A 17,334-nucleotide genomic window follows, 5' to 3' on the forward strand; every position below is an offset into this window, starting at 1 on the left:
GGGGATCAGACGGCCAAACTGGCAGCCTGCTGCTCGCGTCCCCGTGTTCTGGTTTTGGCCTTCGGCTTGGTCAGGTCGAGCTGTTCGGTGACAAGGCGTTTCAACGCCTCAAGCCCGCGTTCCCGATGGATGTCGTTAAAGTCGGTCAGGCCTTTGGCCTTTTCGTCGTCACTCAGATCGGGACGCAGGATCTTCGCGCCGGTCAGCTCTGATGCGCGTTCGGCTCCCTTGATCCCGGCATTAACCTGCTTGGCATGATCATCATCGGCGGCAATCACCAGGGCGCGATCCGGATGCTTCTTGTGAAGGGCCTCAGCCACCGGGGCCAGATTGCCGGAATCAAGTGCCACCACCACCGTCAACCCGCTGGCCATATGCAGACTTTGACCGGTGGAATAGCCTTCAGTGACGATCATCGGGCCTTTGGAATCTCCTTCGATCACATGCATCAGGCCGCGTTTTTTACCGTCCTTGAGATACATCTTGGTGCCATCGGGATGGATGGTCTGGATGTTCTCGACAAAGCCCTTGTCATTGGCCATCGGCATGAGCAGGTTGCCCGATTGATCAATGCGCAGATCGCCTGCAGGCACCTGTTTGTTTTGCAGGTAAGCATGATTGGCCGGAGCCGGTTCGGCGTTCTGGAAAATCCCGTAAGCGCGTTTGGCCACGGCGCGATATTGCGCGCGCAGTTCCTGTTCCTGGGCCGCCTTGCGGGCCGCGGCTTCGGCTCTGGCCTGTTCCAGCTCCTTGGGATCGATCTTGGTGCCGGTCGCCACCCATTTGACCGGATCCTGCCCGGATTTGTAATTGGTGATGTTGCCTGCCGGGAGACCTTCAAGGAAACCGCGATAGGAGCCGCTTTTCTGGCCCTTGCGGTCTCCTTCAACCGCAACCCGATGCCACTTGCCATCCATGGTCGGTGGCCCATCAAGGATCAAACCGTTTTCCTTAAGCGCCTGGGCAAATTCCTGCTCCGGGCTGATCTTCGGCTCAGGGGTTTGGGCTTTGGTTTCCTGCCAGCGTTTGAATGGTTCAAGCTCCATATCGTCCCGCGCATACCAAGCCTTGGCACGGCGATCCCATTTTGCCCCGAGCGCCTTGGCCTCGTCCTTTTCACTGAACGGCACATTGAGATAAATGCGTTTGCGTTCGGTGTTGGTGTCCTGGTTGGGAGCCTGTGACATCTCATCACTCATGGCATTTTCCTTCTGTCGTTCAACAGCCGGGTTTTGGGCGATGGTTTTGGTTTCCTCTTTGGCTTTTACCGGGATCAGGCTTTGACGTAGATCCGGTTCCATGATCCAGGTGCGGATGTTTTCTGCATCCCGCGCAGCAGCGAACAGCGCATTGCGGTCTTCCTTGATCGCTTTCATCCAGGAGCCGACATAGGCGGCATGTCGCTCCGGGTAATGACCAAGGCCAAGCTCGGTGGTCAGCATGTAGCTGGCGATTTCGGCGCGCAGCTCTTCCTTGGCGTAAACTTCCGAGCCAAACGGCCCGAACTCGCGGGCCATGCGTGATCCATGACCGGTGGCGTGGCCAAGCTCATGCAGGGCCGTGGCGTAATATTCATATTGGCCTTTGAAAGCCGCCGGGTGGGGCATGTGGATCTCATCTGTTGAGCTCCGGTAAAAGGCCCGGTCATTCTGATCATGGAAGATCGGCACATTGCCCAGCTTGAGGATCTGTTCGGCCCGTTCCACCGGGCTGAAGGTCGGTTCTGGCGCGATATAGGGGGCAAGGCCATCGATCTGTTCGGCATTGAAGACGACAGCATGAAACACCCGGGGACGGTCCAGCCTTACGTCGCGGGTTTTGGTGATACCCTTGTCGTCAAGAACCGGTTTGCCGTTTTCATCCAGCATCTTCTCGCGCTCGGACCATTTCCAGTATTCGATCATGGTGCCTTTTTCGCCCTTGCGGACTTGCGCGTCCTGGGCCGCCGCCTGGCGATAGGTCATCCAGCGCGGATCGGAGCGCCCGCGCATTTCAAGCCAAAGCGCATTGATGCCGCGATAGTCTTTGCCAGAAACCGGATTGAAAGGAGCCATACGAACCTTTCCCGGTTCCCATGGTTTTTGCCAGGGTGCTGTGCCTGCTTCGATATGGCCAAGCAGTTCCTCGACCACCTGATCGCGATAGCTTCTCTTCTTCTCAGCCATGGTTCGAACCCTCCGCGTCAGCGGTCGGATCGACCCCGTCAAAATGACTATCAAGGGCGTCATCAGAGGAAAGCGCGTCCTCTGCAAAAGCGCCCATGGCCTCGGCAATATCCGGATCGACAGGCACCGGGCCGCTGAGGCTTTCGGCATTGATCATGCAAGAGGCCAGCGCGAGATAGTCCTGGTCATTCAGCGCTGCAGACGCAGGCGTGCCTTTTTCAGGTGTATGGGGTGTTTTCATGATTTGGGTCCTTTGTGAGATGCCGAGGGCGTGGAAGAGATCGCCATTTGCGGTGGCGTCATTTGCGAACGACGAGACAGTTCGCGATCCAGGAAGTAGAGTTTTTGACGGCCAAGGATGGGCGGCAGACCGGCAACAAAGATCAGGGCATCGCCGGGGATTGGTTTTTTGCCATCGGTATCGATGATCTGCAGGCGCATGCATTCATCCGGTGTCAAAAGCGGGCGAGAGGTCTCGGCGAGATTGTCCGAGACCGATCCGATATCCCCCATCCGCCCGGAGTGAGAGCGGCGCTTTTGCACAATGGTTGCCTTGCCAGTCATATCCGAGAGCAGCTTGGCGGTTTCGAGCTTGTTGGGGGTGAAGGCAATGCGGATCTTGCAGTTGGCCATGATCGATTCATCACGGCCATAATGCTTGAAGAGCTGTTCGGTGTTTTGAACGATGATCATGGCCTTCAGGCCATAGCCCGCCATGAAGGCGAGAGACTCTTCAAATATCTCCAGCTTGCCGATGGAGGTGAACTCATCGAGCATCAAAAGCAGGCGGTGTTTGTATCCTGCAACCGTCTGACTCGATCCAAACTCCATGCGTTCGGTCATGCGCCGCATGAAAAGATTGAGGATGATACGAAGCAAAGGCCGCAAGCGGTCCTTGTCGGCAGGGGAGACGACAAGGAACAGCGCCATCGGTTGATCGCCATTCATCAGATCATGAAGGCGGAAGTCGCTGGTTGCGGTATTGCGGGCAATGATCGGATCGGCAAAGACCGTCAGCTGCGTTTTGGCGGTCGAATGAACCCCGGAGCGTTCCTGCGGAGCTTTGATCATCATGCTGTTGGCCCCGCGCCGGACTTCCTTGTTCACATGCGCTTTGCCGTGATCGAAGGCGGCCATGTCGGCAAGAATATGCTCGAAATTATCGTCGCTTTCTTCCGCGTCCCCGTCGCCGGTAATGCCCGAGAGAAAGGTATTCACATCATCAAAACAGGCCGCGCGGTGTTCATCACGCCGCACGCGATAGATGACATGGAGCAAGACGACCGAAAGCCAACCATAGCCTTCCTGTCGCCAGTAATCCTTCATGCCCTGGCCATCGGGGTCGATGATCATGGCCGCGATGTTCTGGCAGTCGGCGATGTCCTGTTCGGTATCGACACGGACTTCGGCGAGCGGGTTGAAGCGGGCTGATCCATTGGTTGCGGATGGCTCAAAACGCAAGACTTTGTGCCCGATGCTGGCAAGCCAGCCACCCGTCTTGGCGAAGTTCTCACCCTTGATATCAAGACAAAGAATGCTTTCGCGCCAACTGAGCAGGGTGGGCAGGATCAGGCTGACCCCCTTGCCGGTACGGGTTGGAGCCCAGACCAGGACATGCTCCGGCCCGTCATGACGCAATTCGCGCACCCGGCCAAACCATGACGGCCAACCGCCAACGACAACACCGTCTTTGCGAAACAGTCTGGCCTTCTTGAGATCCTTGAGCTTTGCCCAACGGGCGGAACCGTGCAGTTCATCACCCTTGCGGTTGCCCTTAAGGGTGCTGTTATTGGCTCGCGTTGCCAGGGCGAGCATGGCAAACATGGAGATCAATCCGGCGATCCCGGTCCAGATGGCCGGGCGGAGCATTTCATCGGGCAAGCCTGCCGGATGTTTGACGGCATCGAAGGACCATTGCCACCAGCGCAGATCCAGCGCGTCAAACCCGACGGCGAGATGCCATTGCCAGAGAATGGCAGCGATCATGGCGATCAGGATCACCGGCAGAGACATTCGATAAATCGCTGTCATGACATATGACCTCCATCTATGGCGGCGGGGTTTGGGGCGGTTCTGTGGGACAGAAAAATTGCCTGAATATCGCCTGTGGCACACATCAGGGCGCAGAACCCGGCACTTGCCTGGGCAGCGGTTCTGATCAGGGTTGAAAGATCGATCAGGTGGGGAAGGTCATGGGCTATGCCTGCAGAAAGTCCGCCAAGAAGCATTGCGACACATGCGATGGCCACCCGTGCACCAATGAACTCATTGAGGATGGCGGGGTGTTCGTTGAGCAGGGTTTGCTGCGGTCTTAAGAGCCATGTTGCCGTCATGCGGATGGCGGCATAGACTGATATGAAAACAATGAGTGCCCATAGCCCTGCAAAAAGGCACATCAGGGCACAGTAGAGAGAATTCAAACAGGAGATGCGAAGGTGGATTTTCTTGTCGGCTTCTATCTGGTCGCGGGACTTGTTACGACTGTCGGGATTGGCCTCATTGTTTATGGTGTGCGCAGCTACAGAATATTCGCGAACCCGGTCCGTTGGGGGATTGCACCGTGCATGATGATCGTTGGGGGTATCATCACCTTGCAAAATCTCGGTTGAGGGATTGTTCTTGACCCGGCTCATCAACCCACCTCCTTACCATCCTTGAGCACATAGCGATCATTACGCGGTTCCCAGATATCGGTGATCCGTCTCCAGCCATCGGCGTTGCGTTTGATCTGAACGACGACATCGACCAGTTCTGCAAGAAACTCCGGCACACGCGGCATGGTCTCGCCCGCCCAAGCGATGTTCTGATCGAACTTGCGGTGAATGGCCTGCCACGGGCTTTCGGCATGGATGGTGCACATAAAGCCGGTGACACCGGAATTAAGGGCGGCCAGTGCAGCAAAGGCGTTCTGGGTGCTGATCTCGCCAAACAGAATGTGATCGGGCGTGATCCGCATCAGATGATCATAGATCTCGCGCCAGCCCACCATGCCGCTGCCGGTTCCGGCCTCACGCGCAGCGATCAGGCCATTGCCATCCCAGAACTGCTCGATATGCAGTTCCGGGGTGTCCTCGATGGCCAGCACGCGCCGCGCCGGATCGATGGTGGCGAGCAACATGTTGAGCAAGGTGGTCTTGCCGGTATTGGTGGCTCCGCTGATGATCATGTTGGCATCACCCGCAACCTTCTCGATCAGATAATCGCGGATGGCCGGTGTCACCCCGGCCTGTTCCCAGGACGGGGTGAAGGGATGCTTGCAGCGGATTGCAAGGCTCAGATGTGACCTGACCGATGCACCAACGAGGATCTCGCAGCGGTGATTGCCGGGCAGGATGCAGGAGAGCTTTGGGCTGTCATCGGGATTGAATTTCAGGCCGCGCTGGTTGGCGAGGCTGATGGCAATCCGTTCGATGGCAGCCAGTGTAAGAGCAGGATCCTCGATCTCGCGCTTGCCTTCCCCGCGTCGTTCAGTAACGACGCGGTGCGGGCGGTTCATGCGGATTTCGACGGTAGAGAGATCGCCGTAATAGTTGGCCAGAGGGCCAAGGATCTTTTCAAACAGCGGATTGGGGGAAAGGGCGTTCATTACCACCACCCCCAGCTGCCCATGCAGTTGGTTTTTACGGCGTTTGTGTGAGCCGGAAACGAGTAGTTGTATTTTGAGAGAGGCTTATAACTGAAGTAGCCGACGATATAGGGGTAGCTGTTGGGTGCTGTTTCGCAAAGTCGGGTAACTGAATCTCCAATAGCCACGCCATCTTCACGCACAATCGTTTTGGTCGCTGATGAACGAGACCAAGTGCAATTCATATTTCGCGTATCAGACCATGGGCTATCGTTACTCCCGACTGTTGTCGAATACGAACTTGTGCCACAGGGGCCGCCAGAACGTTGCCCATCGGAGCTATAGCTTCGAGTTGTAACTTCGCTCCAGACAACCTGCTGAGTGCATTTGTCTCCAAGGTTTAAAGGCGAGGCATCGCCGATGACAACCTTGTGAATTGATCCATCCGGTCGTTCGTAAGACTGCATCAGATCACGAGCGTCAAAGCGGGTGCAGCCTTCATAATAATGCTCACCGTTTGTTGCAGGCGATTCGCCTGAATAGATATAGGCGGTCTGCGGTTCGCCCGGCAGAACTTCACTGGTCTTGATGTTAAAGCGGCCTTTCGGCGTACCTTCGATATAGACCGTGGTCAGGCGATAGGCGAACAACTGGTCATCATGGGTTTGCCAGCCGGTGGTCTCGACATGGTGGGGATAGGCAATTTCACTGTCCTGGCATTGCGTGACATATTGCGGAATGCCATCTAGCAGATAGTAAAACCGCTCACGGCCATAGCTGGCACCAGCTGCCAGATCGTGGTTCCAGAGTGATGGATTGTCACAGCCATCGATGGTGGACTGAATGGCGATATTGGCGCTGTCGGGTTTGCATTCGGTGATGAATTGCTCAACCCCGTTGACCACGATCTGCTTTCGGCTTTGGCGGGTGACGGTGCCTGCCGCCTGATTAATGATCGGTGCGCAGACTTCCTGACCGGCAGCATTTTTGTAAACCGTTTCGTGGGGGTATTCGGTGCCATTGTCCGAGCAGGCATCGGCCTGCCAGGTGGTGCCGTTCAGCTCATAGATATGGCGACCGGTCTGATAGGAGCGACCAGCGGCAAAATCATGCCGGATTGAACAGCCATCGGTGACAGAGATCAGCGGAACCGGGGCAATTTCTTCGGACGGTTCGCAGCTGCGGACCTGGACTTCATTGTTGCTCGCATTGACATACACGAGGGACGCCTGCGGAACGGCCATCATCTCGTTATAGTCAAGATAGACCGAGCAGGCCGAGGTCTTCTCGGTGATGTCAAAAACCTTGTCTTCATCCTTCAGACAGTCAGTAACTTCCTGCCGGTTGCCGCCGCCATCGGTGTAATAAAGCAGGTATTGTGCGGTTGCCTGGCGGGTTTCCATATCGATGGTGTCGCCGCAAACCGAGTAGCTGCGATCCAGCGGATAGCGATCAGCCCCATCTTCGCATGTTCCAGATGTCACATTGCCGTCTTCGGTGGTCTCCACCCGGCTTTGCTGGACGGCAACAAGCTGGGCCAGATCCACTCGAATGTTGCAGCCTTCTGTTGTCACGCGCACGGTCGGTGTGCCGGTATCTTCCTCAACATCAAGAGCCGCTGGTGTAGAATAGCCTGCCGCATCAGCATTCTTGGAGGCGTTCGATCCGACAGTGTTGGAGGCACCGGTATCGGCTTCTGCCGTTTCGGTTTCTTTTTCTTCCTTGTCGTCTTCTTCGACCGCATTCAAGCGCTGAAGGGCCGCAATTAGAGTTTCCTGATTGCCCTCAATGGTGACAGGCGAAGCTGGATCAAGCTCAGGACTGTCCATATTGAACTGCGCAACAAAATCGTTTGAATCGAGCGGTTCGGATCTGCCGTCTTTCTCAACACCGGTTAGAACCAGTTGCGCGATCAGGCTGTCTTCGTAATTGACATAGCGGGCATATGCCTTGGCGGTGACACCCTCGGTCAGTTTGGGCGGTGCACCAGGCACGTCGACCAGTCCGAGATCAATCGCCATCGGTTCGTTTTCCGAGACGGCGGTCCGGGTTTTCGCACGGGTCACGATATTGACCTTGCGCACCATTTCCTCGATGCCGGGCTCGACCTGCGAGGATGTTGTTTCTTGCTGTGCCAACTGAGCCAGTGCCGGGGACACCAGACATGATGACAGGAGCAAACACCAAAGCGTTCGTTTGTTCATGCTTCTACTCCACATTTGCGATGTACCAGTCCGTTGCCGGACGGATCTGAAGGCGGGTGCCTTGGGGGATGGTGATGATGGGTTGCAGTGAGAGAGTTTCTTCGAGCACGCTGGCGCTGATCTCGCCGAACCGGGTCGAGAGCTCTTCGGCGGCTTTTTCTGCTGCCGCCGTTGCGACTTCGCCGTCGCTTTCTTCGGATTTTGTCGTGGCCGCGGCATAGCGGACAGCCGTCGAAATGCCGGTCAGCATGAAGGCGGTGCCATAGCGCTCCCAGAAGCGGCGCTCCACGTCGCCAGTGGCCCCTTGTCGGCCCTGAATGTCGCCGATGGGGGAGGCAAGCTGGCGGATCTCGGCACGATGTCCGGCAATCAGGATGCGTTCACAAGAAATCGACAGGCGCGAACTGCCCATATCCTTGGGTGGATCATAATTGCAGATCAGCCGCGACCCTTTGGGGATCAGGACATTGCGTCCGTGATAACCATAAACATCGCGGGCCGACTGGACGATCACGGTGCCGGTCGCGTCACCGCCGACCTGACTGTTGATGCCGGTTTCGAGGATGACGGTAATGTAACGATCCGCCGTGATGATCCGGCTGTTATCGACCGGTAGGGTCGATGTGCGGCGCGGGCCTTGATAATCGGCCTTGTCGTTTTCGTTGGTGGGTAGGTCGAGCGGATCCATGGCCGCAGGTGCGCTCATGCCGGGCAGGGCATTATTGCGCGAAAAACCGGACATCTCATCAGACTGCCATGCCGGAGTGCCCCAGTTTGACGACAGGGAAACGCGATGTTGCCAGGCGGCTTCCAATGCCGTGCGATAGGGATCTGGTGCCGGTGGTTCGGAGACCGGTTCAGGTTGAGGATCTGGTGCGGGTGCCGGAGCAGGTTCTTGTTCCGGTTTGGCTTCCTTGATGATGATTGGTGGCATCGCCGGGGCAGGAGCTGCTGTTGCTGGTGGCGGCGGTGCCGGAAGTGCCCAGACCGATGGATCATCAGCAGGCAAGGTTGGCGGCTCATTGATCACCGGTTCAGCGCACACGCCACCAAAGGTCAGGCCAAGGACCAGAGCGACATCGCAAAATGCACTCATGCTGCGTCCCCGGTATATTCAATGCAGAGGAAGCTTTGACCGCTTTTGAGCGTGATCAGTGGTCGGGTGCTTTCAATGATGTAGGTCTCGCCCTGAACACGGGTATTGACCAACTCATCAATGCCATCGACCACTACATAGGCCGTCGGCAGTTCGACATCCTTCCAGCGTTTGCCAAAGCGGATATAGGTGAAGTGATCATCCCGGAAGACCGTTTCCGGGCGGAGCGTTTCATCGCCCCAGAGGTCATACTCACCCCATCCGTGCAGGGCGTTCGGATCGAAGGGGGATTGTGCAACAAAGTCATCGGCAGGTGTGCCGGGATTGGTGTCACTCAGTCCGGCAATCGCATCGTCGATGGCAGCAGACTTATTGCCTTGCCCTGGAACAGACATCGCCGGAAGGGAAGGTTTTCCTGTGTCGTCCAAAACACCGGCAAAGCCGGGAACTGCAGGATCGCTATCGATCAGAACGGATCCTTCGATGCGGACAACAAGATCAGGCACATTGACCGAATTGAAACTCTCAGCCCGCAGATAAAACGGATAAACCGCACCGGATTTGCCATAGACGACCAGTGAGGTGTCATAGCCATAGCCGCTGGGACGCACAGCGAGGCGGCGCTCGCCGCGTGGCTTGACGGAAAACCCGCCATCATCACCCAAATCAACAGCTTCGATGATCTCGCCGCGTGGTAGTTCAACCACCGTGACCATGAACTCGCGGGTACGGATTTTATAGGTGCATTCGCTACAGAGATTCGTTGTATAGACCGCATCATCGGGTTCCGCCCGATCCCAGACATCCTGAACCTGTCCGCTGGTGCGCGGGCGGCTCATGGCTGTAAAATAGCCCTCATTCTGCTCACGGGCCTGATCGACCACGCTGTCAGGTACGGGCATGGCCGGAGCGGATTGCTGCGGTGTGGTTTGCGCACCGGAGAACGGCTGTTGCGATTGTCCGGGCATCGGCGGGCGTGCGGCGGTCTGCGCATTGGCGCGGTGATAGCCAAGAATGAGGACGGCCAGGATCAGGCTACCCAGCACGAGATGGAAAACAAGATTGGTCAGGCGTTTCATGACGCGCCTCTTTCTCTAAGCACCATGTCGAGCACGGTGACGCCAAAGGGATTGGTGTATTTGTCGGCTTCGGAGACGTTCTGCGGGCGCGTGGCCAGCGTCAGGTAGGCGCGCAAGGCTTTGCGCGAGATCTCTTTGCCGCGACGGTGATCGATCTGGATGAAATCGACCGCGTATTTATGGTCCGATGACAGGGTGGCGATGGGATCGATGGAAACGATCCGCACTTCGCGCTCAATGCCTTTTTCAAGCGCTTCGGTGATCAGGCCACTATCGATCCGTTCGCGTTTGAAACGTTCCCAGAAACGGGCATCTGACAGCCGGGAGGCTTCGCGCTGGCGTTCTTCCTGGGTAACCGGATCGATCTCGTTGGTGATCAGGACAAAACGTTTGGCCTGAGCTTCAAGAAACACTTCAAAGCCTTCGACCTTCTTGCTGACCGGTTCAACAACATAGGTGCGATCATCCGGGCCATAGGTCCGAACCAGAGCAATCTCGGTTTCCTTGAGCGGCACGAGATGGGCGACAGTTTGCACCAGAACGACGACGCCAGCGCCAAGCACAATGTTGGTCCCGGCAGACAGGCGCAGCATCCAGGCCAACCGGCGATGACTTGCCTGAAAGCTGTAAGGATCTGCCGCGACGATGCTCGCATGCGGGGATCGGGGAGCGGCAACCGACTTGCGCCCGGCATCGCGTTTGCCGATACGTCCTAGCCAAGCCATGAGTAACCCTCACCGTTGAACTCGACGGGATCGCAAACGCAGGGGCTGAGTTTCATTTCATCGGTGCCGGTCCCGTCTTTGGGTATCTCGCGATCTTTTGAAACGGAGGCGCAGCCTGACAGGAGAACGACAAGGCAAAGCATAGGAAGGAGACGTGCTTGGATCAGGCGCATGGCTGCGATCCTTTCTGATTGGTAGCGGTTTTGGGGGAAGAGGCACCAAGCCCGAACGCCAGTCGGGCAAGGGCAAGGACGATGGAAAGCGCGATCCAGATATGGACGGCACTGCGCATCAAACCGGCAAGCTGGTCTGCATCGACTTCCCGAAGGGCCATGACGAACACGATCAGGCTTTCGGGCGAAAACATGCCGGTCAGAACCAGTAGCCAGAGCGCAACGAGCGGAAAAACGGCGATGGTCAGAACGACATCACGCAGGAATTTCTTGAGCCGGTTCATGGCTTGCCTCCCCGATCAAAGGTCGGTGTCTTGAGGCGTTCCATGACGGCATTCTTGGCGGCAACGACACTGTCTTTGGCAGCTCCTGCCGCTCCAACCGGATTGCGGGCGGCTCCCGCACCCAAGAGAACAGCATCAAGGGCGGCAGAAGCACCGCCCGGTGCGTATTTCTTGGCGGCATTGACGAGGGACAGACCGGTTGCGGTCATACCAGCGGTAATGACGGCGGCGGCCTGATTGGTCAGCTGGGATCCGGCAATAGAGTTGGCCATGCCGGTTGCTTCGGCCATGAAGGCCGTGCCCATCCAGCCAAGAACAATGGCAACCCAGAGACCGGGATTGTCGATAGACGTGATCTCGCGAACGTTTTCGGTGTTCTGGATATCAAGGGAGGCTGCGCCATAGAGACACAGAGCAAGTGCCAGCGTTGAACCAAACAGCACCATGAAGGCGGCAAAGACGGTTCTGACCCCCGTGATCGCCATGCCGCGTCCCCAGCCAAAACCGACAGCGAGCATGAGGATCGGAGAGAGGGCAGAGAACATCATCACGCGGAAGATGCTGACCACGACCTGACTGAAATAAACAATGATCAGGATGATGTAGGGCAGGGCGAGCAGCACGCCGTAGACCCCGGCCATCAGATTGCCGAGCGAAATCGAAGCCCAGATTTCAAAGGCAATCCGCAAGACAACCAGCAAGCCGAGTTCGGCGACATAAACCAGTTGCGCCATGCCGCCCAATGACGAGGCCTCACTTGGGATTTTGGCGCTCGCAATGCCACCTTCCATACCGGCAGACAGCACCACCCCGGCAGCACTACCCATCGTTGATAAAGCCATCTGATAAATGGAATTTACGAGAGTGGGCCCTTGCCCGCCGAGCAGCAGACCAGCTATAGTGATGAACGCGAATTCATGAGCGAATCCAACCAGATCACCCTTACCCATGATCATCTTGCCGCCATGAATGACGATCCATAGACCAACGACGGAGAGATAGATGAACCACATGGGTTCGAGCAGCACGGTGCTCAGGTTCTGGGTGAAGCTGTTGGCCAGATCGACATACTCCGTCACCACGTCGCACGTCAGACATGTGATGTCGTCATCATTCATTGCCGCTTTCCTTTTGATGATTGTGGGACCTGCAGACGCGCAGATTTATGACCAGAAATCCGACTATCTGGACTGGGATTACGCGGTTTCTCTTTGGGCGAGTTACGACCGTGGAGAGGCAGTCGCTGAATGGGACCTCGTGATGCCCGCCTATGAAGCAAACAAAGCGCTTGTTTCCGGCTCGCGTGAGGAAGTTCTGGAGAGACTGGCGAAGCACCCCAAAGGAGACCTGATCAAGCGCGGACATGATCTGCATCGTGTCTATGAGGTTTGGAAACACGTCTATCGTGCCGTCACCTACAAGGACAAAGGCTTCGCTTGGAACGAATGGAAATCCGGTGGGTCGTGCTGGGTGATGGAGCAGCGCAATGTTTTCACACATTCTTGCCGCGACCTTCCTGATTGGCGCACTAAGAATGACGTAAAGCGGGACAATGCAATATTTGCTGAAACACAGCAGTAGAGAGTGAATACGATGCTTGAATTCGTCCTTTACATCGTCTGCATCACCGGATTGCTTTTTCTCAGCGTTGGCATTGCGAACGCATGGAACAAAAAGACTCCCCTGCGGATATTTGTTGCAATATCGATTTTTGCTGGAGGCATTTACATCGGGTATCTTTACCCCTTTGTTCCAGCCATATTTCTTGTATTTCTTGTGCTCTACGTCTTCGGAAAACTTAAGATCGGAGGGGACAAAAAGTCCGAGAATGTAGGAACCCCAAAATCCAAGAAAAACAATGCGGAGACTGACAAGAAAAATGACGGTCCGATAACGGGGGCCCGCGTTACAGAGGCGATACTTTTCGACGGCGACCCGATACGCATAAAGCGGGCGCGAAAGATCAAAAAGACGTTTGGACACTATCCCTGGTACATGGGCGGGGATTTGTAACTTCTTGACGATCATTCCTCTGCCTCCCCACCTTCACGCTGCTGGGGCGGCAGGTATTGCAGCAACATGGTCGACTGGATCTTGACCAACTGCGCCATCAGTTGCTGCTGTTGAACCTGCTGGCGGTTTGACATCGCCATCCATTTGGCAATCGCCATTAAGAGCCGCTTCATATCCGCCGCACCATTGGTGGCCGCTTCAAGCTCTTCGATGGACTGCTGGACTTCTTCCGTGCTTTGAACGGTCAGATCGCTCTGTGCGAGCCCGGTTGTAACCGCATCTTTGGAGAGTTCTTCGCGTCTGGCTTCGACCATGGCGCGAGCTTGCTGTTGGGCTTGCCATTTGGCTTTGTTGACCGGGTGATCCGGATCTGCCCATACACCACTGCCTGAACCGGATCCGCCGTTGGTCCCTTCAAATTCGCTGCCTTCCGGGAAGGTCCAGGTCGAGGGATCGTTCGGATCAAACCACAGCGACTTGCGATAGATGCTGCGCCCTTCGCAGATGCTGAAGAAATCAAGATCATCAAGATCGATGCCGGGCATCAGGCCCGACAGATCCGGTGTCAGACACTGGATGTCGCGCATGATCCGGTTGGTGAGCTTCTGCATGTTGAGGACCGGAAGGGCGACTTGTCCGGCAGCACCGATGGCATCAATCGTGCCCTGTGCCTGGGCACTGAGTTTGGTCAACCATTCTGTGTGCTGCTTGAGCTGGTCGATCTGCTTTTGCATTTTGCTCAACTGCTCGCCCAGTTTGGCGATGGCCGACACATCAATCACCGGATAGGTGGCATAAGCGATTGCAGGTGTTGCCAGAACAATCCCTAAGGCCAGAGCCACTGAACGCAGACGCCTGTTCATGACGCACCTCCCGTACGGAGAATGACGACAAGCAAAAGGATCAGGATCGCACTGGTGATGATTGGCGAGTTCAACATACCAATCAGGCCGATGGCACCAATGAGACTGGCAACGGCGATAGAGGCCAAAGGCATCTTCATCATGTCCGGATGATTGGTAGGGGTTACAGATGGCTCTGCCATGCGTCCCCCCATTTGGTTTGAATGGCGGCCAGATCGTTGTTGGCATCCGGGCCGGAGCGATAGAAACGGACGGCATCGCCAAGCGGTGCCAGATCGACATCAAGAATGGCGCTTTCCTCAAAGCCACTGGCCTCGTCGCGCTTGATGATCAGAACACGTCGATCATCTTTCTTGCGCGCGCGGGTGCGGCCCTGGACAAACAGCTTTTGTTCTTCATTGAGGTTGAATGGCTTGAGGCTCTCTTCCGTCACTTTGGAGTTCGGGAAGAAGATCATGGTCGCGGTGTTTTCGATGATGGCCTCAGCTGCCCCGGTTTTGCCAAGGCCTGCTGGATCCTGAAACGCCATGCCGACCGCACCGCCGAGTTTGCGGTATTCGCGATACATCTCGGCTCCGAGATCTCGGAAGCCGGGGTTGGAAAGCAGCTTGGCCGCTTCATCAATAAAGATGACAAAGCCACCATTGCGCCCGGCAACCGATTTACTGATCGCTTCAGAGATATGACCGACCACCGGTCCGCCGAGTGCCGGATCGGCCAGTGCCTCGTTCATATTGATCCCGACCATGTGTGACTGGTTCAAAAGACCGCCGAGGCTGTCATGCGGCGCGTTGAAGATGTGGCTGCGAAGACCTGTATTGCCTTTGTCGTCTGTCACCCACTGAGCAAAGGCGCGACGAAGGGCAGAACGGCGGGCAAAAGCGAAGGGATAGATGGCATTGAGCGTGCGATGTGGTGGCTCAATCTGGAATGCCAGATCGACGGCATGATTAAGTGCGTCGAGGTCCGCATCCTCTAGATCAATACCCGCCAGCGATTTGAGAATCGCATAAACACGTTCACGGTTCTTCGGGGTGTCGTCGCCGACATCCAACGGGTTGAGCGATAATCCATCATAGGCTTGATAAAGACCGCCCATGGCTTCGACCATGAAGCGCGTGCCTTCCTTGGAATCAAAGATGTAGGAGCGCACATTCTCAAACTTCGCAAGGCCACCCATCAGATGCATGATCAGGGTAGATTTGCCGACCCCGGACGGCGCAAAGACCAGAAAGTTGCCGAGCGAGAAGGGTTTGTTGACCACCTGAAACTGGAATGCATAGGACTGGCCAGTAGGTGTTTTAAACCAGCGCACTGGTGCCGGGCCGAACTGGCTGGCCAACATGCCCGTTGCGGAATGCGGTAAAGCCCAAAGAGCGGCGATGTTCTGATCGCGCAGATCGAGCGGAGCCATAAACTGACTGCCCGGCAATCTGATCTTGCGTTTGGATATGACCGGCAAACGGTTGAACCAACAGACCGGCGCGCCTCTGGTTTGCAGGGCATAGCCGATCCGCTTGTTGCCAAGGATCTCTGTGATCTTGCGGATCAGGCTGGCGAGTTTATCTTCAGTCTCCGCGCGCGGAATGATCTGGAACTGTGTCGCAAAGAGAGCTGTTTTACCTTCAGCCAAAAGGTCGAGCAGCGTTGAGACTTCTGCAGCCGCTGCCGGGTTGCCAAACCAGGAGTTTGATTCACCAGCCATGCGGCGCTTGTTGACCAGCATCGCCTGGTCGCTGCCCCACGGATCACAGATCTGGCAGATCTCGATATCGCCCTGCAGGGCGAGGATCTCGCCGATCAGATGGCCGGACACGGTTTCCGGCCAAAGCGTGACGGTAATCACTTTGTGGAATTGCTGTGCCGGAACGTGCGTTGTGATGGTGCCGGTTACCTTGTCACAGTGAAGGTCAGAGGCGGGCAGGTTTGCCGATAGGTTGCGGCTGATCGCTGGAAGGTCGCGGCGATATTCACCGCTCACCAGCCCGTTGAGAAAACCGGTCAACAAACAGGGCCGGTCATCTTCCGAGCGAGCAAGCAGTTCCGGGCGATATTCCGAAAGAATGGCCGGGATCTTCTCTTCGGCATCCAGAAGAGGCTGCATCGCCTGAGCTGTTGCCATCAGATACCAGTCGATGAAGTAACTTGATTTGTATTGGCGCGCTTCCGCCGTGCCGATCTCTTCAAGCACGGTGTTCGGCCAGTTGGCATGGGCGGCAATTTCGCGCTGGCGTTTGACTGCAAACAGACGCACAGCAATCTTGCGTTTACCAAGCTCCTGCAGGAGTGATTGACGGCCCAGCAGCAAGCTCTGCTGTTCGCTCTCGATCCTGGCATCATAGCTGGTTCCTTGCAGGTGCCAGATACGCGAGAGCGATCCATCCTTGCCGCGAACGGTGACCCCGTCGACCGGATCAATCCCGTCGAGCTCCAGCTCGTCCTGAAGCCAGTCTTGCTCGATATCGCCGAGCAATAAGCGACGACCTGCCGGAACCACCAGTCCCCCGGCCATACCGGTCACGAGACCGGTGGTGATCACATCGGGCCAGATCATTTGCGCCCTCCCGTGGTCAGGAGGCGTTCACCCTTGCGGCTGCCCCAGAACATCGGGGTTACCAGAAGGTCGCGGTCATAGTTCGGATTGATCCGCTGATGTTTGACGAGATAGATCCAGGCTCCGACAAAGCCGACGATCCCGCCCGGAATGACCAGGGCAGGAAAGTCGAACACGACGGGCAGGACAAAACCCAGAACGCCAACCAAACCAGCAACAAGCAGAAGCGGGATCGGCAGACCGATCAGGGTCATCTGGCGCTGGACCTGAATGAGAACAGCACTGGCGGCTTTCATTTGAGAACCCCCAGAAGACCAGAGGCAATGGCCGGGCCTGCGGTGACCAGGATGCCGCCAATCACCATCATGATGCCGCGCTGCGGATCCAGTCTGCCGGTGAAAGCCCCCCAGCCACCGTAAACGACCAGACCAAGACCCAGCGCGATGGCAAAGATCTTGCCAAAGCCTTCGGCCAGAAGTTCAAGGAAGGAGACAACCGGGTCCCACCAGTTGCCAGTTGTAGCGTCTTGGGCAAAAGCAGGTTCGGTCATGGCCAAGGTGGCAAGGCCAGCGATGACAGCGATTTTGAGAAGATTGCGTTTATCCATTGTGTG

Annotated in this window: 18 protein-coding genes; 2 read left to right on the top strand and 16 right to left on the bottom strand. The window is 56.5% G+C overall.

The window, feature by feature from the left end; translation table 11 throughout:
• Positions 1-5 precede the first annotated feature (5 nt).
• From TH3_RS00910 to TH3_RS00960, 11 genes are all read right to left on the bottom strand, one after another.
• The gene (locus tag TH3_RS00910; protein WP_052268342.1) at positions 6-2,165 is read right to left on the bottom strand and encodes a zincin-like metallopeptidase domain-containing protein; all 2,160 of its coding nucleotides are present in this window, start codon (positions 2,163-2,165) and stop codon (positions 6-8) included.
• Positions 2,158-2,406 (bottom strand): hypothetical protein, encoded by a 249-nt coding sequence (locus tag TH3_RS00915; RefSeq protein WP_007092490.1) that lies wholly within the window; start codon positions 2,404-2,406, stop codon positions 2,158-2,160. The genes TH3_RS00910 and TH3_RS00915 overlap by 8 nt, the downstream gene beginning before the upstream one ends.
• Positions 2,403-4,196, bottom strand: coding sequence for a type IV secretory system conjugative DNA transfer family protein (locus tag TH3_RS00920; RefSeq protein WP_040059393.1), 1,794 nt, complete (start codon positions 4,194-4,196; stop codon positions 2,403-2,405). The genes TH3_RS00915 and TH3_RS00920 overlap by 4 nt, the downstream gene beginning before the upstream one ends.
• Positions 4,193-4,798, bottom strand: a complete 606-nt coding sequence (locus tag TH3_RS22760; RefSeq protein ID WP_007092492.1) for a hypothetical protein — start codon at positions 4,796-4,798, stop codon at positions 4,193-4,195. Before TH3_RS22760 ends, TH3_RS00920 begins: the two co-directional genes overlap by 4 nt.
• Complete coding sequence (locus tag TH3_RS00930) at positions 4,798-5,751, bottom strand: ATPase, T2SS/T4P/T4SS family (RefSeq protein WP_007092493.1); 954 nt, start codon at positions 5,749-5,751, stop codon at positions 4,798-4,800. Before TH3_RS00930 ends, TH3_RS22760 begins: the two co-directional genes overlap by 1 nt.
• Positions 5,751-7,934: a hypothetical protein gene (locus TH3_RS00935; RefSeq protein WP_007092494.1), complete on the bottom strand. Its 2,184-nt coding sequence runs from the start codon at positions 7,932-7,934 to the stop codon at positions 5,751-5,753. The genes TH3_RS00930 and TH3_RS00935 overlap by 1 nt, the downstream gene beginning before the upstream one ends.
• Positions 7,935-7,938: 4 nt before the next feature.
• Entirely contained in the window at positions 7,939-9,030 is a 1,092-nt protein-coding gene (locus TH3_RS23390; protein ID WP_040059398.1) for a TraB/TrbI/VirB10 family type IV secretion system protein, read from the bottom strand.
• Positions 9,027-10,109 (bottom strand): TrbG/VirB9 family P-type conjugative transfer protein, encoded by a 1,083-nt coding sequence (locus tag TH3_RS00945; protein ID WP_007092496.1) that lies wholly within the window; start codon positions 10,107-10,109, stop codon positions 9,027-9,029. Before TH3_RS00945 ends, TH3_RS23390 begins: the two co-directional genes overlap by 4 nt.
• On the bottom strand, positions 10,106-10,834 hold the full coding sequence (locus tag TH3_RS00950; RefSeq protein WP_007092497.1) for a VirB8 family type IV secretion system protein: 729 nt from the start codon (positions 10,832-10,834) through the stop codon (positions 10,106-10,108). Before TH3_RS00950 ends, TH3_RS00945 begins: the two co-directional genes overlap by 4 nt.
• A 163-nt stretch (positions 10,835-10,997) precedes the next feature.
• Positions 10,998-11,291, bottom strand: coding sequence for a hypothetical protein (locus TH3_RS00955; RefSeq protein ID WP_007092499.1), 294 nt, complete (start codon positions 11,289-11,291; stop codon positions 10,998-11,000).
• Positions 11,288-12,409 carry a hypothetical protein gene (locus tag TH3_RS00960; protein WP_040059400.1) on the bottom strand — a complete coding sequence of 374 codons (1,122 nt, stop codon included), beginning with the start codon at positions 12,407-12,409 and terminating at the stop codon, positions 11,288-11,290. Before TH3_RS00960 ends, TH3_RS00955 begins: the two co-directional genes overlap by 4 nt.
• Here TH3_RS00960 and TH3_RS00965 point away from each other — a divergent pair.
• The gene (locus TH3_RS00965) at positions 12,393-12,872 is read left to right on the top strand and encodes a hypothetical protein (RefSeq protein WP_139328122.1); all 480 of its coding nucleotides are present in this window, start codon (positions 12,393-12,395) and stop codon (positions 12,870-12,872) included. The genes TH3_RS00960 and TH3_RS00965 overlap by 17 nt on opposite strands.
• Positions 12,873-12,884: 12 nt before the next feature.
• The gene (locus TH3_RS00970; protein WP_007092536.1) at positions 12,885-13,304 is read left to right on the top strand and encodes a hypothetical protein; all 420 of its coding nucleotides are present in this window, start codon (positions 12,885-12,887) and stop codon (positions 13,302-13,304) included.
• 11 nt (positions 13,305-13,315) lie between these two features.
• Here TH3_RS00970 and TH3_RS00975 read toward each other — a convergent pair whose 3' ends face one another.
• The 5 genes from TH3_RS00975 to TH3_RS00990 are packed head-to-tail and all read right to left on the bottom strand — an operon-like array spanning position 13,316 to position 17,328.
• Positions 13,316-14,167 (bottom strand): hypothetical protein, encoded by an 852-nt coding sequence (locus TH3_RS00975; RefSeq protein WP_007092535.1) that lies wholly within the window; start codon positions 14,165-14,167, stop codon positions 13,316-13,318.
• Positions 14,164-14,349, bottom strand: a complete 186-nt coding sequence (locus TH3_RS22765; RefSeq protein WP_139328121.1) for a hypothetical protein — start codon at positions 14,347-14,349, stop codon at positions 14,164-14,166. Before TH3_RS22765 ends, TH3_RS00975 begins: the two co-directional genes overlap by 4 nt.
• Positions 14,331-16,721: a VirB4 family type IV secretion system protein gene (locus TH3_RS00980; protein WP_007092534.1), complete on the bottom strand. Its 2,391-nt coding sequence runs from the start codon at positions 16,719-16,721 to the stop codon at positions 14,331-14,333. Before TH3_RS00980 ends, TH3_RS22765 begins: the two co-directional genes overlap by 19 nt.
• Positions 16,718-17,017: a hypothetical protein gene (locus tag TH3_RS00985; protein WP_007092533.1), complete on the bottom strand. Its 300-nt coding sequence runs from the start codon at positions 17,015-17,017 to the stop codon at positions 16,718-16,720. Before TH3_RS00985 ends, TH3_RS00980 begins: the two co-directional genes overlap by 4 nt.
• Entirely contained in the window at positions 17,014-17,328 is a 315-nt protein-coding gene (locus tag TH3_RS00990; RefSeq protein ID WP_007092532.1) for a TrbC/VirB2 family protein, read from the bottom strand. The genes TH3_RS00985 and TH3_RS00990 overlap by 4 nt, the downstream gene beginning before the upstream one ends.
• Positions 17,329-17,334 lie beyond the last annotated feature (6 nt).

It is taken from the genome of Thalassospira xiamenensis M-5 = DSM 17429, assembly GCF_000300235.2.
Taxonomy (GTDB): domain Bacteria; phylum Pseudomonadota; class Alphaproteobacteria; order Rhodospirillales; family Thalassospiraceae; genus Thalassospira; species Thalassospira xiamenensis.

What these genes read in the sequence shown, in the direction of transcription:
- TH3_RS22765 (WP_139328121.1), bottom strand. Translation starts at nt 14,349, where the DNA reads ATGGCAGAGCCATCTGTAACCCCTACCAATCATCCGGACATGATGAAG.
- TH3_RS23390 (WP_040059398.1), bottom strand. Translation starts at nt 9,030, where the DNA reads ATGAGTGCATTTTGCGATGTCGCTCTGGTCCTTGGCCTGACCTTTGGT.
- TH3_RS00990 (WP_007092532.1), bottom strand. Translation starts at nt 17,328, where the DNA reads ATGGATAAACGCAATCTTCTCAAAATCGCTGTCATCGCTGGCCTTGCC.
- TH3_RS00985 (WP_007092533.1), bottom strand. Translation starts at nt 17,017, where the DNA reads ATGAAAGCCGCCAGTGCTGTTCTCATTCAGGTCCAGCGCCAGATGACC.
- TH3_RS00970 (WP_007092536.1), top strand. Translation starts at nt 12,885, where the DNA reads ATGCTTGAATTCGTCCTTTACATCGTCTGCATCACCGGATTGCTTTTT.
- TH3_RS00915 (WP_007092490.1), bottom strand. Translation starts at nt 2,406, where the DNA reads ATGAAAACACCCCATACACCTGAAAAAGGCACGCCTGCGTCTGCAGCG.
- TH3_RS22760 (WP_007092492.1), bottom strand. Translation starts at nt 4,798, where the DNA reads ATGAGCCGGGTCAAGAACAATCCCTCAACCGAGATTTTGCAAGGTGAT.
- TH3_RS00920 (WP_040059393.1), bottom strand. Translation starts at nt 4,196, where the DNA reads ATGACAGCGATTTATCGAATGTCTCTGCCGGTGATCCTGATCGCCATG.
- TH3_RS00930 (WP_007092493.1), bottom strand. Translation starts at nt 5,751, where the DNA reads ATGAACGCCCTTTCCCCCAATCCGCTGTTTGAAAAGATCCTTGGCCCT.
- TH3_RS00950 (WP_007092497.1), bottom strand. Translation starts at nt 10,834, where the DNA reads ATGGCTTGGCTAGGACGTATCGGCAAACGCGATGCCGGGCGCAAGTCG.
- TH3_RS00935 (WP_007092494.1), bottom strand. Translation starts at nt 7,934, where the DNA reads ATGAACAAACGAACGCTTTGGTGTTTGCTCCTGTCATCATGTCTGGTG.
- TH3_RS00980 (WP_007092534.1), bottom strand. Translation starts at nt 16,721, where the DNA reads ATGATCTGGCCCGATGTGATCACCACCGGTCTCGTGACCGGTATGGCC.
- TH3_RS00975 (WP_007092535.1), bottom strand. Translation starts at nt 14,167, where the DNA reads ATGAACAGGCGTCTGCGTTCAGTGGCTCTGGCCTTAGGGATTGTTCTG.
- TH3_RS00945 (WP_007092496.1), bottom strand. Translation starts at nt 10,109, where the DNA reads ATGAAACGCCTGACCAATCTTGTTTTCCATCTCGTGCTGGGTAGCCTG.
- TH3_RS00910 (WP_052268342.1), bottom strand. Translation starts at nt 2,165, where the DNA reads ATGGCTGAGAAGAAGAGAAGCTATCGCGATCAGGTGGTCGAGGAACTG.
- TH3_RS00965 (WP_139328122.1), top strand. Translation starts at nt 12,393, where the DNA reads ATGTCGTCATCATTCATTGCCGCTTTCCTTTTGATGATTGTGGGACCT.
- TH3_RS00955 (WP_007092499.1), bottom strand. Translation starts at nt 11,291, where the DNA reads ATGAACCGGCTCAAGAAATTCCTGCGTGATGTCGTTCTGACCATCGCC.
- TH3_RS00960 (WP_040059400.1), bottom strand. Translation starts at nt 12,409, where the DNA reads ATGAATGATGACGACATCACATGTCTGACGTGCGACGTGGTGACGGAG.